Source organism: Saccharopolyspora sp. NPDC002686 (genome assembly GCF_040295745.1).
GTDB classification, from domain to species: Bacteria; Actinomycetota; Actinomycetes; order Mycobacteriales; family Pseudonocardiaceae; genus Saccharopolyspora; species Saccharopolyspora oryzae.
In genome coordinates this window covers 1-14,134 of sequence record NZ_JBEOVY010000199.1, presented here as the reverse complement: position 1 = coordinate 14,134, position 14,134 = coordinate 1, and the positions used below count along the sequence as shown (strand labels likewise).

Here is a 14,134-nt window from a genome sequence, read left to right as displayed (position 1 = left end):
CGGCGGACGTCCCCGCCACGTCGTCCGGAGTGACGCAATTTCAATGGAAATCGGACCTCTGATTTCCATTGAAATTGCGGAAGTTCTCCACAGGACCGAGGACCTGTCCACAGGTGTCGGCATGTCCGGGCCCGACACGCCGGTGCCGTGTCCGGTCGGATCTGCAGTTTCAATTGAAACTGCGGTCCGACCGGGCTCAGCCGGGGGTCACTGGACGACGATGGTCTCGACCGGCAGGCCCGGGTTGGCGCCGAGGTCGACGGGCGAGGGCTTGGCGCCCGAGGCCAGGACGTGGGCGCCCAGGGCCGCGATCATCGCGCCATTGTCGGTGCACAGGCGCGGGCGCGGCACGCGGAGCGTGATGCCCGCTTCGGCGCAGCGCTGCGCGGCCAGCTCCGACAGGCGGGAGTTCGCCGCCACCCCACCGGAGATCACCAGCGTGTCCACGTCCAGGTCCTTCGCCGCGCGCACCGCCTTCGCGGTCAGCACGTCGGCCACCGCTTCCTGGAACGAGGCGCACACGTCCGGGACCGGGATGTCCTCGCCCTCGCGCTGCGCCGTCTCGACCCAGCGCGCGACCGCCGTCTTCAGCCCGGAGAAGGAGAAGTCGTACTTCGCGTCGCGCGGGCCGGTGAGGCCGCGCGGGAAGGCGATCGCCTTCGGGTTGCCGAGCTTGGCCTGCTTGTCGATCGGCGGGCCGCCCGGGTACGGCAGGTCGAGGATGCGGGCGACCTTGTCGTAGGCCTCGCCCGCTGCGTCGTCGATGGTGGTGCCGACCTCGGTGATCCGCTCGGCGATGCCCTCCACCAGCAGCAGCTGGGAGTGCCCGCCGGAGACCAGCAGCGCCAGGCAGCGATCCGGCAGCGGACCGTGCTCCAGGGTGTCCACCGCGACGTGCCCGCCGAGGTGGTTCACGCCGAACAGCGGCACGCCCAGCGCGGACGCGTAGGCCTTGGCCGCCGCGACGCCGACCATCAGCGCGCCCGCCAGGCCCGGCCCGGCGGTCACCGCGATCGCGTCCACATCGGACAGTTCTAGGCCGGATTCGTCCAGCGCGCGGCGCATCGTCGGCGCCATCGCGGTCAGGTGCGCGCGGCTGGCGATCTCCGGCACCACGCCGCCGAAGCGCGCGTGCTCGTCGACGCTGGAGGCCACCGCGTCGGCCAGCAGCTCGACCGTGCCGTCCGCGGCCAGCCGCACCAGGCCGACACCCGTCTCGTCGCAGGAGCTCTCGATGCCGAGAACCACCCGGTCCGCAGTCATCCCCCGGCCTCCGTTCCCGCCGCGGGCCGGCGCATGGTGTGCGCGTCGGCCCCGGACGGCTGGTAGTAGCGCTTGCGCAGCCCGACGATCTCGAAGCCGTGCTTGCGGTACATCGCGATCGCGGTTTCGTTGTCGGTGCGCACTTCCAGGAAAGTCGTCGCCCGCTGCTCGTCGGCGCGCGCCAGCAGCGCCCGCAGCAGCGCCTTGCCTGCGCCGTGCCCCTGGTGGTCGGGGTCGACGCCGATGGTGTGCACCTCGGCTTCGGCGTGCGGCGCGCGACCGACCACCGCCAGCCCGGCGTAGCCGATGAGCTGCTCGCCGAGGTAGGCGCCGACGTAGTAGTGGCCCTGGTCGAGCTCGGAGGCGAACGCCTCCCACGACCACGGGTCGTCGCCGGAGAAGAGCACCTGCTCCAGCTCCGCGCACCGCTTCAGGTCGCTGCGGCGCAGCTTGAGCACCTGCGCGACGTCGGTCACCTGGCACCCCTGGTCAGCACGGACTTCCGCTTGCCGGGCAGTTCCGCGTCCGGTCGCCGCAGGTAGAGCGGCACCAGCGGGGCCGGTTCGGCATCCAGCGCGTCGGCCGCAGCCGCGACCAGGCCCACCGGCGCGGGGTAGCGCGGCTCGATGACGGGCAGGTCGAACGCCTCGGCCAGCTCGCCGGCGACGGCGGTGCAGCCCTCGGTCGGCACGTCGGCGGGGCGCAGCACGTGCGGGCCGTCGATCCGGGTCCGCCCGGAGTAGGTGGCCCAGTAGGCCTCCTTGCGGCGGGCGTCGGTGGCGACCAGCAGCTGCCCGGTCACGTCGGCCTGCGCGGCGATCGCGTCGAGGCTGCACACCGGGTGCACCGGGCGACCGATCGCCTGGCCGAGCGCCGCGGCGGTGACCATGCCGACGCGCAGGCCGGTGAACGGGCCGGGACCCGAGCCGACGACGATCGCGTCGGCGTCGGCCAGCTCGTGGCCGGCCTCGGTCATGACGTCGAGCAACTGCGGCATCAGCAGTTCGCCGTGGGCGCGCGGGTTGATCGTGACGCGTTCGGCGAGTGAACGGGGACCACCTTCGTCCAGCGCGACCAGCCCGGCGGTCACCGCAGGGGTCGAGGTGTCCAGCGCAATGACGAGCACGGTTACTCAGCGTACGTCAGCGCTGGTGGGAGGTGGCGCGGGGCTGCCCACCCGCGCTCGGGACCGCAGGTGGCCGGTGCCCTGGGAAGATCGCCGGTGAACCGTTGGCGAAAGAGGGGGTCAGATGTTCGGCAAGCGCGAAACGCACGTGATCGTGCTCAACGACTTGGACAACGGCCGGGAGTCCGTCCGGCGAGCGCTGGAGAACGCCTCGGCCGAGGACGTACCGGGCCTGCAGCTGGCGCTCCGGCTCCTCGACGAACCGGCGTCCGCCGAGGACCCCAAGGTCCGCTGGACCCGCGAGGTCCTGGCGAAGGCCGGGATCGACCCGCTGGAGCGCGAGATCCACGCGGTCCGCGAGGTCCGCAAGGAGCTCCCGGGCCTGTCCCTGCAAGCCGCGGTGGACATGGTCCGAGCCCTCAACCCCGACGCACGCGGCCACCGGAAGTGACCGACCGCGATTTCGTCGAGGTTTTCCATCCTCGTCTTGCGTGACGGTGCCGCCGCGGGTGGGCTATGCGCCTGCGGCGCATGCGACCCTCACCGCGCGGTGCCGGCCGTGCTTCGCGGTCACAGACCGCACCCGACGCAAATTCAATGGAAATTGGACGTCCGATTTCCATTGAAATTGCGGAAGTTCTCCCCAGACCGGACGACTTGTCCACATCCGTCGGCGTGTCCGGCGCCCGACACGCCGGGGTCCCGACACGCCCGGGTGTGCAGTTTCAATTGAAACTGTAAAACCCGGGCACGGCGGAGCACAGTTTCAATTGAAACTGCGGGTCACCTGGCTGCGGACGTCCGATCTCCCGGGGAGGCATCGGGCGGTCGGTCACTCCGGGGACATGACCTCGTAGAGATTGCCGGAGTCGTCTCGGAAGAACAGGCCTCGGGGACTCAGCGGGTGGTCCATCCGGCCGTTCTCCGGTTCGAACGGGCTGTTGCCGAACGGCACGTCGCGATCCCGGAGGCGGCTGAGGACCTGGTCGAATTCCTCGGGCGCCACGTCGAATGCGAGGTGGTGGGGTTCGAGTTCCGGGGCCGTCATGAACTGCAAGGTCAGCGAATCGTTGACCTCGACCGGCGCGAACTTGCCGTCGAACCCGTCCGGGGGCAGTCGGCGCAGGCCCAGGATCCCGGCCAGGAAATCGGCCGCAGCGGCGTTGTCCCGCGCGGGGACTATGGTGTGGTTCAAGGTGACGGTCATTCGTCCTCCCCCATCGCTCCGTGCAGGAAAACGCTTGCGATTTCAGCGGTTTCGAGGTCTTCCCCGCCCATCCGCGGCAGCGTGAACAGCATTCCGATGAACATCGCGGCCAGCTTCTCCGGCGGCAGCCGAAGCGACTGCCGCTCCGGCTCGAACAGCTCGGCCACCGCCTCCCGGATCTGCCGCATCGACTCCGCGCGGTCGTCCTGGCGCGGCTGCTGCTGATCGCCGCGCGGGGCGCGCAGCTGCCCGGAGGCGTGCAGCGAGCCTAGCACGGCCCCCATCCGCTCCAAGTGCGCCGACAGCGCATCGGCCGCATCGGCGAGCCGCTGCTCCAGCGGCTGGTCGACCGGTATCGAGGCGATCTCGCGCACCGCGTGCTCCGGCTCGACGACCTCGGCCACGCAGGCGGCCAGCAGCTCGTCCTTGTCCTCGAAGACCCGGAAGATCGTCGCCTCGCCGATCCCCGCCGCTCGCGCGACCTGCTTCGTGGTGACCGCCGCGCCGTACTCGGCGACCAGCGGCAATGCGGCGGCGATGACCATCGCCCGCCGCTCCTCCGGACTCATCCCCGGCGCCCTGCGCCTCGTCGTCTCCGCCATGCCCACCACGGTACGGAGTGAGCACTCACTCCGCCAAGGAAGAAGTGAGTGCTCACTCCGATCCTGCCGGCTGGCCGCGTCAGGCCGGATCGGCGTAGCGCATCACCAGGGTTGCGGAGACGTCCTCCTCCAGCGCTTGGTAGACGTGGTCCACTCCGCCGTCGAAGCGGATGTAATCGCCGGGACCGAGGGTTTCCGGGGCGGATTCCGGTCCGGTGACCAGGATTCCGGAGTGCACCAGCAGCTGCTCCACCACGCGGGGCCGATGCCCCGCGGACACGTACCTGGCGCCCGCCCGCGCGTGCAGGCGGTACACCTCCAGCCGCTGGCCGCCGGCGACCACCCGGTCCATCAGCTGCACGTCCACGACCTGCCCGGACAGGTCCGCGCCGCTCGCGCGGTTGACCACCACGGCGGACTCGGACCCGGGTTCGGACTCGGCGACCAGCAGCTGCCCCAGCGGGACGTCGAGGACGGTCGCCAGGGCGTAGAGGGTTTCCAGCGTCGGGTTGCGGCGGCCGGCTTCCAGCTCGGACAGCGTGCCCTTGCCGATCTCCGCCCGGCGCGCGGTCTCGGACAGCGACAACCCGCGCTCGGCGCGGGCCGCGCGCAGGTTCGCGCCCACGACCTTGACCAGCTCCACCGCGTCCTCCTAGCATCGCTTCGTTCCATATACAGAACGGGCGGGTTTCCTGTGCAGTTGCGCCAACGGCTCCCCACCGCTTCCGCGTCCACTCTGGTCGCCGGCGGTATCACCACGCTGGTCGGGGTGGTCAGCTCCGCCGCCATCGTCTTCCAGGCCGCCCGCGCGCTCGGCGCCGGACCCGCGGAGATCGCCTCCTGGATCCTCGCCCTGGGCGTGGGCATCGGTGTCACCTCGATCGCGCTGTCGCTGCGCTACCGGGCGCCCGTGGTCCTGGCCTGGTCGACGCCCGGTGCCGCTCTGCTGGCCGCGAGCGGTCACGGCGTCTCGATGTCCGAGGCCGTCGGCGCATTCCTGCTGGCCGCGGCGCTGACCGTGGTGGTGGGGCTGACCGGGTGGTTCGAGCGAGCGGTGAACCTCATCCCCGCCTCGATCGCCTCCGCGCTGCTCGGCGGCGTGCTGCTGCAGTTCGGGATCGGCGTGTTCACCACCATGCAGGACCAGTTCTGGCTGGTCGCGGCGATGCTGGTGGGCTACCTGCTCGGCAAGCGCCTGCTGCCCCGCTACGCGGTGCTCGTCGCGCTGGTCGTCGGTGTCGCGATCGCCGCTGCGCAAGGCTCGTTGCGCGGCGTGGAGTTCGCGCTGGCGACTCCGGTGTGGGTGTGGCCGAGCTGGTCGCTGCACACCACGATCAGCATCGCCATCCCGCTGTTCGTCATCACCATGACCTCGCAGAACCTGCCCGGCATGGTGACGCTGCGGGCGCACGGCTACTCGACTCCGGTGTCCCCGGTCCTGTCCTGGACCGGTGCGGTGAACGTGGTGCTCGCGCCGCTGGGCTGCTTCGGCATCAACTTGGCGGCGATCACCGCTGCGCTGTGCATGGGCCGCGACGCCCATGAAGACCCGGCGCAGCGCTACAAGGCCAGCATCGCCTCCGGTGCGTTCTACGTGCTGCTGGGGATTTTCGGCGCGACGCTGGGCAGTCTCATCGCGGCGTTCCCGCTGGCGCTGATCTCCGCATTGGCAGGGATCGGGCTGCTCGACACCATCGGCGGATCGCTGGCCAAGGCCACCGAGGACGCCGACAGCCGGACCGCGGCGCTGATCGCGTTCCTGGTGACGGCTTCGGGGGTGGCGGTCCTGGGCATCGCGTCGGTGTTCTGGGGCCTGGTCGCCGGGATCGCCACCCACCTGATCACCCGGAAACCGGCGGCGGGCGGACCTCCCGCAGGAGTTCCGCCCACCTGATCAGCCGGGTCAGCCGATCGTCGTGGTCGTCAGGACCGGGTTGGGGTTGGGGAAGCACTTCGACGGCACGTTGGTGTCACCGATGATCGACGACACCACGGCGGTGAAGGTCAGACCCGGATCGTCGTAGCTGGTACCGGACAGCTTCGTCTCGATCGTGCCGGAGTCCCCGGCGGTGAGGTGCGCGGTCACGGTGGGCAGCTCGAACTGCGAGCCGCCCGCGATCGGACCGTCCAGGTGCAGCGTGGCGGTGTTGCCTTCCACGGTGATCGTCGGCGGGTTCGGGCCGAGGCCGGAACCGCCTGCCAGGTCGGCGGAGACGAACGTGGAGTTCGCCGGGATCGGGATCTTCAGGTCCATGTTCTCGACCCGCTTGACCGTGAACCCGTTGACGTCGCCGGGAATCGTGTTCACGGCCGGGTCGATCACGATGTCCAGCGCGCCGCCGGGAGCGACGTTGGCCGGAGCCGTGACGTCCGCGCCCTGCTGCATGCTGAACTTCTGCTCGCCCACCGGGGACGCGCCGGAGCAGTCGAAGTTGATGTTGACGGCGGCCGCCAGGGCCTGCGGGCTCAGGGTCAGCGCCGCGGCCGCCGCCAGGGCGGCAGCGGTGGCGGCACGTCTACCACGGAGAAGGGACATCATTGGCCTCACCTCGCATTACTCGTGATGTGAAGGTGCTGGCCGCGCGGCGACCCGAATACTTACTGCCGAGTAAACTCGCCGTCAACGCGCGCCGACTTCCCACATTTCACATCGAGCACCCAGCGCCACGCGCCATCTTCCGGCACGCCGCGCGCAACCGCTGATCAGGTGGACGGCGTTGCGACGAAGGAGTTCTCGCGACCTCGAAGTGCTCCAGATCACAACCCGGGGTGATCGCCCGGCTGCCGATGGAGGTAGTTGCACGCTCACCCTGACCGCCCGTTGCGGTGAACATCGCGGATTGGGCCGAACGGCGGTCCAGTGCGGCCGTTCCGACGAGAGCTGGCAACGCGGATCCGAGATCGACACCATGGTTCCCATGCGCCTTGGACTGACCGTTCCCCAGTTCGGCCCGTTCGCCGATCCGGCCCTGGTCCCGACGATGACCGCCGAAGCCGAAGCGCTCGGCTTCGAAAGCCTCTGGGCGGGCGAACGCGTGCACGCCGCCACCGACCCGATCACGCCGTACCCGGGCGGCACGATGCCCGAGCAGTTCCGCCGCGGCCTCGACCCGATGCTGGTGCTGGCGCTGGCGGCTCACGCCACCGCGCACGCGCGGCTGGGCACCAGCACCCTCAACGCACCGCTGCACCCGCCGATCCACCTGGCCCGCAGCCTGGCCGGGCTCGACCAGCTCAGCCGCGGCCGGGTCATCGCCGGGTTCGGGCTGAGCTGGTCGCGCGACGAGTACGACGCGGTCGCGGTGCCGTGGCGGGAACGCGGCGCGCGGCTGGACGAAACCCTCGACGTGCTGGCAGCTCTCTGGGCCGACGATCCGGTGCAGCACAGCGGCGAGTTCTGGACGATCAGCCCCGGCGACTTCCAGCCCAAACCGGCGCAGCAGCACCTGCCGATCTACCTGGGCGGGCTGTCCCCGGCGGCGCTGCACCGCATCGGTCGCCGCGCGGACGGCTGGCTGGGCGTAGCACTGCCACCGGAAGCACTGCGGGACGTGCTGGCCCGCATCGACGACCAGGCCCGGGCCGCCGGACGCGGACCGATCGCCACCGCGCTGCGGATCAACGCCAAGATCCAGCCGACGCCGACGGAAGCACCCGGCACCGGCCCGGTCGAGCAGCTCGCGGACTACCTGCACGAAGTGGCCGAGCTGGGGGTCGCCGACGCGTTCGTGGACCTGCAGCTCACCACCTCGACCCCCGCCGAGCTCCTGGACCTCGCCGCCGAGATCCGCAGCGCCTTTCGGCCCTGAACACGCGGTGGCGGGTTCTCGCCGGTGATTCGGCGGGGCAGCACTAGCGCAACATACCGGCTAGTCGGTACGGTCCTGGGCATGGGTTCCGGCGATGCAACCTCCCCCGTCCGGGCGGTCGTCTTCGACTACGGCGGCGTGCTGACCACTTCCAGCCGTGCTGCGCTGCAGTCCTGGATGGAGCGGGAGAGCATCCGCCCGGAGACCTTCTCCGCCGCGCTCAAGGAATGGCTGTCGCGCAACGCCCCGCCCGGCACCCCGATCCACCGGCTCGAAACCGGCGAGCTCAGCCCCGAGGACTTCAACCGCACCCTCGCGCAGCGGCTGCGCACCGTCGACGACTCCCCCGTCGCCCCGGAAGGCCTGCTCCAGCGCATGTTCGCCCAGCTGCACAGCGAACCGGCCATGCTCGACCTGGTGCGCGTCCTGCGCGAGAACGGCGTCCGCACCGCGCTGCTGTCCAACAGCTGGGGCAACGACTACCCGTGGGACCTGCTCGACGGGCTGTTCGACCCCGCCGTCATCTCCGCCGAAGTGCAGCTGCGCAAACCCGACCCGCGGATCTACCGTCTGGTGCTGGACCAGCTCGACCTGCCCGCCGCGCAGACGGTGTTCGTCGACGACGGCGCCCCCAACGTCGAAGCCGCCGAACGCCTCGGCATGCGGGCGGTGCTGCACACCAGCGCCGCCGAAACCCGCGCCCGGTTCGCCGAACTCGTGCCGGGCGTCGTCCAGCAAGGCAAGGAGTTCTGATGACCGCCCAACCGCTGCCCGGCCTCGACCTGGACCAGTTGCGCGCGCACCTCGACGCCGAACGGCCCGGCCTGCTCACCGGGCCGCTGACCGGCGAACTCGTCCAAGGTGGACGGTCCAACCTGACCTACCTGGTCAGCGACGGGCAGCAGCGCTGGGTGGTGCGCCGGCCGCCGCTGGGCCACGTGCTGGCCACCGCGCACGACATGGGCCGCGAGTTCCGGGTGATGTCCGCGCTGGCCGGGACCGACGTGCCGGTCCCGCGCACGCACCTGCTCTGCGAGGACGACAGCGTGCTCGGCGCCCCGTTCTACGTCATGGAGTACGTGCCGGGCACCGTCTACCGCACCCCGGCGCTGACCGAGCAGCTGTCCCAGCAGCAGCGCGTCGAGCTGTCCTGGCAGCTGGTGGACGTGCTCGCCGACCTGCACTCGATCGACCCCGAGTCGGTCGGGCTGGGCGATTTCGGCCGCCCGCAGGGGTTCCTGGAACGGCAGGTGCACCGCTGGAGCAAGCAGCTGGCCGCCTCCCGCAGCCGCGACATCGACGGCATCGACGAGCTCGCCACCAGGCTCGCCGAGCACGTCCCCACCACGCCGCGCGCGGGCATCGTGCACGGCGACTACCGGCTGGACAACGTGATCGTCGGCGACGACCAGCAGATCAAGGCCGTGCTGGACTGGGAGATGGCCACCGTCGGCGATCCGCTCACCGACCTCGGGCTGCTCGCGGTGTACTGGGAGGGCTTCAGCGGCATCGAGAGCAACCCGATCGCCAAGGGCATCGGCCCGGAGTACGGCTTCCCCACCGCCCGGGAGCTGCTGGACCGCTACGCCGAGCGCAGCGGCACCGATCTGTCCGAACTGGACTGGTACCTGGCGTTCGGCTTCTTCAAGATCGCGGTGATCCTCGAGGGGATCCACTACCGCTTCATCCACGACCAGACCGTCGGCGAGGGCTTCGACCACGTCGGCGCACTCGTCGCCCCGCTCGTCGCACAGGGTCTCGCCACCCTCAAGGAGGACTGATGGACTTCGCTTACGACGCACGCACGGAGGAACTGCGCGAGCAGCTCCAGGACTTCATGGACTCCCACGTCTACCCGGCCGAACCGGTGTTCCTGCAGCAGCTCGCCGAAGCCGAGGACGAGTGGTCGGCGCACCCGCCGATCATGGACGAGCTCAAGGCCGAAGCCCGCAAGCGCGGCCTGTGGAACCTGTTCCTGCCGGGCGAGTACGGCGCCGGGCTGACCAACCTGCAGTACGCCCCGCTGGCCGAGATCATGGGCCGGGCCGGGCGGCTGGCCCCGGAGGCCACCAACTGCTCCGCGCCGGACACCGGCAACATGGAGGTGCTGGCGCAGTTCGGCACCGAGCAGCAGAAGAAGCAGTGGCTGGAACCGCTGCTGGAGGGCGAGATCCGGTCCGCGTTCTGCATGACCGAACCGGAGGTCGCGTCCTCCGACGCCACCAACATCGGCACCCGCATCGAACGCGACGGCGACCACTACGTCATCAACGGCCGCAAGTGGTTCTCCTCCGGCGCGATGAACCCGCGCTGCGAGATCCTGATCGTGATGGGCAAGACCGACCCGGACGCCGAGCGGCACCGCCAGCAGAGCCAGGTCCTGGTCCCCAAGAACACCCCGGGCGTGCGGATCGAGCGCAGCATGCACGTCTTCGGCTACTCCGACGCCGACCACGGCGGGCACGCCGAGATCGTGTTCGAGAACGTCCGGGTGCCGATCGAGAACGTGATCTCCGGCGAGGGCGAGGGCTTCGCGATCGCCCAGGCCCGCCTCGGTCCCGGCCGCATCCACCACTGCATGCGCGCCATCGGGATGGCCGAGCGGGCGCTGGAGCTGATGTGCCGGCGCACCAACGAGCGCGTCGCCTTCGGCAAGCCGCTGGCCGAGCAGGGCATCGTCCAGCACTGGATCGCCGAATCGCGGGTCAAGATCGAGCAGGCCCGGCTGCTGGTGCTCAAGACCGCGTGGCTGATGGACACCGTCGGCAACAGGGGCGCGCACACCGAGATCCAGTCGATCAAGGTGGCGGTGCCGGAGATGGCGACCTGGGTCATCGACCGCGCCATCCAGGCCCACGGCGGCGGAGGCGTCAGCCAGGAGTTCCCGCTGGCCAACCTCTACGCCCACGCCCGAACCCTGCACATCGTCGACGGCCCCGACGAAGTCCACCGCCGCTCGCTCGCCCGCCGCGAACTGAGGAAGTACCGCTGATCGTCCGCCGTCGTTGAGCACGGTGCAGACCCACACATCGCAAGGAGAAGCAATGGCAAACAGTCGAGTCGCGATCGTCACCGGTGCCGCCCGCGGGATCGGCGCGGCCACCGCCAAGCGGCTGGCCGAGGACGGTTTCGCCGTCGCCGTCATCGACCTCGACGAGAAGAACTGCGCCGAAACGGTCTCGGCGATCGAAGGCGCCGGCGGCAAGGCCCTCGCGGTCGGCTGCGACGTCAGCGACGCCGAGCAGGTGCAGGCCGCGGTGGACCGCATCGCCAGCGAGCTCGGCGCCCCGACCGTGCTGGTCAACAACGCCGGGGTCCTCCGGGACAACCTGCTGTTCAAGATGTCCGAGGACGACTGGGACATCGTGATGGGCGTGCACCTGCGGGGCGCGTTCCTGATGAGCCGCGCGGTGCAGAAGCACATGGTCGAGGCCAAGTGGGGTCGCATCGTCAACCTCTCCAGCACCTCGGCGCTGGGCAACCGCGGCCAGGCCAACTACTCCACCGCCAAGGCCGGTCTGCAGGGCCTGACCAAGACGCTGGCCATCGAGCTGGGCAAGTTCGGCGTCACCGCCAACGCCATCGCGCCGGGCTTCATCGCCACCGACATGACCAAGGCCACCGCCGAGCGGGTGGGCATGGGCTTCGAGGAGTTCACCCAGGCCGCGGCGGCGAGCATCCCGGTGGCGCGGGTCGGCCAGCCCGAGGACATCGCCAACACGGTGTCCTTCTTCGCCGACGAGCGCTCCGGTTTCGTCTCCGGCCAGGTCATCTACGTGGCCGGCGGGCCGAAGGCATGACCGTGGACGCCGCCGAACTCCGCGGCCGGGTGGAGGAGTTCCTCGCCGCGCACGATCCGCAGCGGACCGACCGGCTGGAGTTCCTGCGGGCGCGCTTCGACGCCGGGCTGGCGTGGGTGCACTTCCCCGCCGGTCTCGGCGGTCTCGGCGCTGCGCGGGAGCTGCAGCCCGAGGTCGACGCCGCGTTCGCCGAGGCGGGCGCGCCGGACAACCAGCCGCAGCTCAACGTCATCGGCCTGGGCATGGCCGCGCCCACGATCCTTCGCTTCGGCACCGACGAGCAGCGCCGGCGCTACCTCCGTCCTCTGTGGACGGGCGAGGAGACCTGGTGCCAGCTGTTCTCCGAACCCGGCGCCGGATCCGACCTCGCCGCGCTGTCCACGCGGGCGGTGCGGGAAGGCGAGGAGTGGGTGGTCGACGGGCAGAAGGTGTGGACCTCGCTGGCGCACCGCGCTCGGTGGGCGATCCTGGTCGCCCGCTCCGATCCCGACCAGCCCAAGCACAAGGGCCTGAGCTACTTCATCTGCGACATGACCGCGCCGGGCGTCGAAGTGCGCCCGCTGCGGCAGATCACCGGTGAGGCCGAGTTCAACGAGGTGTTCCTGACCGGGGTGCAGATCCCGGACTCCCAGCGCCTCGGCGAGGTCGGCCAGGGCTGGCAGGTCGCGATGGGCACCCTGATGAACGAGCGGGTCGCCATCGGCGGGCGCACTCCCCCGCGCGAGGGCGGCATGATCGGCGAAGCCGCCGAGGCCTGGCGCAACCACCCGGACAAGCGCACCCACGGCCTGCACGACCGGCTGCTGCAGCTGTGGGTGGAGGCCGAGGCGACCCGGCTGACCAGCATCCGGCTGCGCCAGCAGCTCGCCATCGGAGAGCCCGGGCCCGAGGGGTCCGCGGTCAAGGTCTCCTTCGCCGAGCAGAACCAGGCGATCACCGGCTTCGAGCTGGAGTTCCTGGGCGAGGACGGGCTGACCTACGACGACTGGACCTTCCGCCAGCCCGACTACGCCTCGCTCACCAAGCGCGGGGCCGGTTTCCGGTACCTGCGGGCGAAGGGCAACTCCATCGAGGGCGGCACCACCGAGATCCTGCGCAACGTGATCGCCGAACGGGTGCTGGGGCTGCCGCCCGAGATCCGCACCGACAAGGACCGGCCGTGGAAGGAGCTGCCGCGATGAGCGCTCCCGACCTGCTCTACAGCGAGCTGGAGGAAGACCTGCGGGCCACCGTGCGGCGACTGCTGCGCGACCGCTGCGACTGGACCGCGGTGCTGGCCCGCTGCGAAACCGACGAGCCCTACGACCTGGCCCTCTGGCGCACCCTCGCCGGCGAGCTCGGCCTGGCGGCGCTGCTGGTGCCCGAGGAGCTCGGCGGAGCCGGGGCCGGCGCTCGGGAGCTGGCGGTGGTGGCCGAGGAGATCGGCAGCGCGGTCGCACCGGTGCCGTTCCTGAGCAACGTGCTGGCCACTGCGGTGCTGGTGGCCTGCGCAGAGCAGGAGGTGTTGCCGCAGCTGGCGGACGGTTCCCGGATCGGCACCGTCGCGGTCGGGCTGACCACGGCGCCCGGTGCAGCGTTCCCGCAGTCGGTGAAGGCCGACGGATCCGCGCTGACCGGTCGCGCGTCGGCGGTGGTCGACCTGGAGGTCGCCGACCACGTGGTGGTCCCGGCCGTCGACGCCGACGGCGCGGCGCTGTACCTGGTGGACACCGCCGCATCCGGGGTCACCCGGACGCCGACCACACCGCTGGACCTCACCCGGCGGTTCGGCATCCTCGACCTGGACGGCGCGCACGGCCGGCTGCTGGCCTCCGGGGACGATGCCGAGCGGATCCTGCGGCAGGCGCTGCTGACCGCCGCCGGGCTGCTGACGTCCGAACAGGTCGGGCTCGCACAGCACTGCCTGGACTCCACAGTGGACTACGCGAAGACCCGGTACCAGTTCGGCCGGCAGATCGGCTCGTTCCAGGCGGTCAAGCACCGGCTGGCCGACCTGTGGGTGGGCGTCAGCTCGGGACGTTCCACGGCCCGCAACGCCGCGGACGCCCTGGCCCAGGACGCCGAGGCCGAGCTCGCCGTGGCCATCGCCCAGGCGTACTGCTCGGACCTGGCGGTGCTGGCCGCCGAGGAGCACCTCCAGCTGCACGGCGGCATCGGCATGACCTGGGAACATCCGGCCCACCTCTACCTGGGCCGGGCCAAGAGCTCCCAGCTCGCCTTCGGCATCGCCGAAACCCACCGCCAGCGCATCGCAGAACTGGTCGACCTGCCCCAGCCGTAACGGGTCGTGAGTGCGTAACAGTGTTCGAACACTGTTACGCACTCAC

The 14,134-nt window shown here is 70.8% G+C and carries 16 protein-coding genes; 9 read left to right on the top strand and 7 right to left on the bottom strand.

Annotated features, from left to right (window positions below; genetic code table 11):
• Window positions 1-207: 207 nt before the first annotated feature.
• From tsaD to tsaB, 3 genes are read right to left on the bottom strand one after another with little or no spacing between them, the layout of a single operon-like run.
• Window positions 208-1,263 (bottom strand): tRNA (adenosine(37)-N6)-threonylcarbamoyltransferase complex transferase subunit TsaD, encoded by a 1,056-nt coding sequence (gene tsaD, locus ABTZ89_RS24105; protein WP_270947691.1) that lies wholly within the window; start codon window positions 1,261-1,263, stop codon window positions 208-210.
• Complete coding sequence (gene rimI, locus ABTZ89_RS24100; RefSeq protein ID WP_351048475.1) at window positions 1,260-1,739, bottom strand: ribosomal protein S18-alanine N-acetyltransferase; 480 nt, start codon at window positions 1,737-1,739, stop codon at window positions 1,260-1,262. Before rimI ends, tsaD begins: the two co-directional genes overlap by 4 nt.
• Window positions 1,736-2,389 (bottom strand): tRNA (adenosine(37)-N6)-threonylcarbamoyltransferase complex dimerization subunit type 1 TsaB, encoded by a 654-nt coding sequence (gene tsaB / locus ABTZ89_RS24095; protein ID WP_351048474.1) that lies wholly within the window; start codon window positions 2,387-2,389, stop codon window positions 1,736-1,738. The genes rimI and tsaB overlap by 4 nt, the downstream gene beginning before the upstream one ends.
• A 124-nt stretch (window positions 2,390-2,513) precedes the next feature.
• On the opposite strand from tsaB, the gene ABTZ89_RS24090 reads away from it, so the two are divergent.
• On the top strand, window positions 2,514-2,840 hold the full coding sequence (locus tag ABTZ89_RS24090) for a hypothetical protein (protein WP_270947688.1): 327 nt from the start codon (window positions 2,514-2,516) through the stop codon (window positions 2,838-2,840).
• Between the two features lie 381 nt (window positions 2,841-3,221).
• Here the strand turns inward: ABTZ89_RS24090 and ABTZ89_RS24085 are convergent, their stop codons facing one another.
• From ABTZ89_RS24085 to ABTZ89_RS24075, 3 genes are all read right to left on the bottom strand, one after another.
• On the bottom strand, window positions 3,222-3,596 hold the full coding sequence (locus tag ABTZ89_RS24085; RefSeq protein ID WP_351048469.1) for a VOC family protein: 375 nt from the start codon (window positions 3,594-3,596) through the stop codon (window positions 3,222-3,224).
• Window positions 3,593-4,198 (bottom strand): TetR/AcrR family transcriptional regulator, encoded by a 606-nt coding sequence (locus tag ABTZ89_RS24080; RefSeq protein WP_270951614.1) that lies wholly within the window; start codon window positions 4,196-4,198, stop codon window positions 3,593-3,595. Before ABTZ89_RS24080 ends, ABTZ89_RS24085 begins: the two co-directional genes overlap by 4 nt.
• Before the next feature lie 79 nt (window positions 4,199-4,277).
• Window positions 4,278-4,841: a helix-turn-helix domain-containing protein gene (locus tag ABTZ89_RS24075; protein ID WP_270951615.1), complete on the bottom strand. Its 564-nt coding sequence runs from the start codon at window positions 4,839-4,841 to the stop codon at window positions 4,278-4,280.
• 51 nt (window positions 4,842-4,892) lie between these two features.
• Here ABTZ89_RS24075 and ABTZ89_RS24070 point away from each other — a divergent pair, with 51 nt between their 5' ends.
• Window positions 4,893-6,092 carry a benzoate/H(+) symporter BenE family transporter gene (locus tag ABTZ89_RS24070; protein WP_351048466.1) on the top strand — a complete coding sequence of 400 codons (1,200 nt, stop codon included), beginning with the start codon at window positions 4,893-4,895 and terminating at the stop codon, window positions 6,090-6,092.
• A 9-nt stretch (window positions 6,093-6,101) separates the two neighbouring features.
• On the opposite strand, the gene ABTZ89_RS24065 is transcribed toward ABTZ89_RS24070, so the two are convergent.
• Window positions 6,102-6,737 carry a cyclase gene (locus ABTZ89_RS24065; RefSeq protein ID WP_351048463.1) on the bottom strand — a complete coding sequence of 212 codons (636 nt, stop codon included), beginning with the start codon at window positions 6,735-6,737 and terminating at the stop codon, window positions 6,102-6,104.
• 379 nt (window positions 6,738-7,116) lie between these two features.
• On the opposite strand from ABTZ89_RS24065, the gene ABTZ89_RS24060 reads away from it, so the two are divergent.
• The 7 genes from ABTZ89_RS24060 (at window position 7,117) to ABTZ89_RS24030 (ending at window position 14,088) form a co-directional block, all read left to right on the top strand.
• Complete coding sequence (locus ABTZ89_RS24060) at window positions 7,117-8,007, top strand: TIGR03619 family F420-dependent LLM class oxidoreductase (RefSeq protein WP_351048461.1); 891 nt, start codon at window positions 7,117-7,119, stop codon at window positions 8,005-8,007.
• An 81-nt stretch (window positions 8,008-8,088) separates the two neighbouring features.
• On the top strand, window positions 8,089-8,760 hold the full coding sequence (locus ABTZ89_RS24055; protein WP_351048458.1) for an HAD family hydrolase: 672 nt from the start codon (window positions 8,089-8,091) through the stop codon (window positions 8,758-8,760).
• Complete coding sequence (locus ABTZ89_RS24050; RefSeq protein ID WP_351048455.1) at window positions 8,760-9,788, top strand: phosphotransferase family protein; 1,029 nt, start codon at window positions 8,760-8,762, stop codon at window positions 9,786-9,788. The genes ABTZ89_RS24055 and ABTZ89_RS24050 overlap by 1 nt, the downstream gene beginning before the upstream one ends.
• Window positions 9,788-10,999, top strand: coding sequence for an acyl-CoA dehydrogenase family protein (locus ABTZ89_RS24045; RefSeq protein ID WP_351048453.1), 1,212 nt, complete (start codon window positions 9,788-9,790; stop codon window positions 10,997-10,999). Before ABTZ89_RS24050 ends, ABTZ89_RS24045 begins: the two co-directional genes overlap by 1 nt.
• Window positions 11,000-11,051: 52 nt before the next feature.
• A complete protein-coding gene (fabG, locus tag ABTZ89_RS24040) occupies window positions 11,052-11,807 on the top strand; it encodes a 3-oxoacyl-ACP reductase FabG (RefSeq protein WP_270951622.1) in 756 nt (251 codons plus the stop codon).
• A complete protein-coding gene (locus ABTZ89_RS24035; protein ID WP_351048450.1) occupies window positions 11,804-12,988 on the top strand; it encodes an acyl-CoA dehydrogenase family protein in 1,185 nt (394 codons plus the stop codon). Before fabG ends, ABTZ89_RS24035 begins: the two co-directional genes overlap by 4 nt.
• Window positions 12,985-14,088 carry an acyl-CoA dehydrogenase family protein gene (locus ABTZ89_RS24030; protein ID WP_351048447.1) on the top strand — a complete coding sequence of 368 codons (1,104 nt, stop codon included), beginning with the start codon at window positions 12,985-12,987 and terminating at the stop codon, window positions 14,086-14,088. The genes ABTZ89_RS24035 and ABTZ89_RS24030 overlap by 4 nt, the downstream gene beginning before the upstream one ends.
• Window positions 14,089-14,134: the final 46 nt, after the last annotated feature.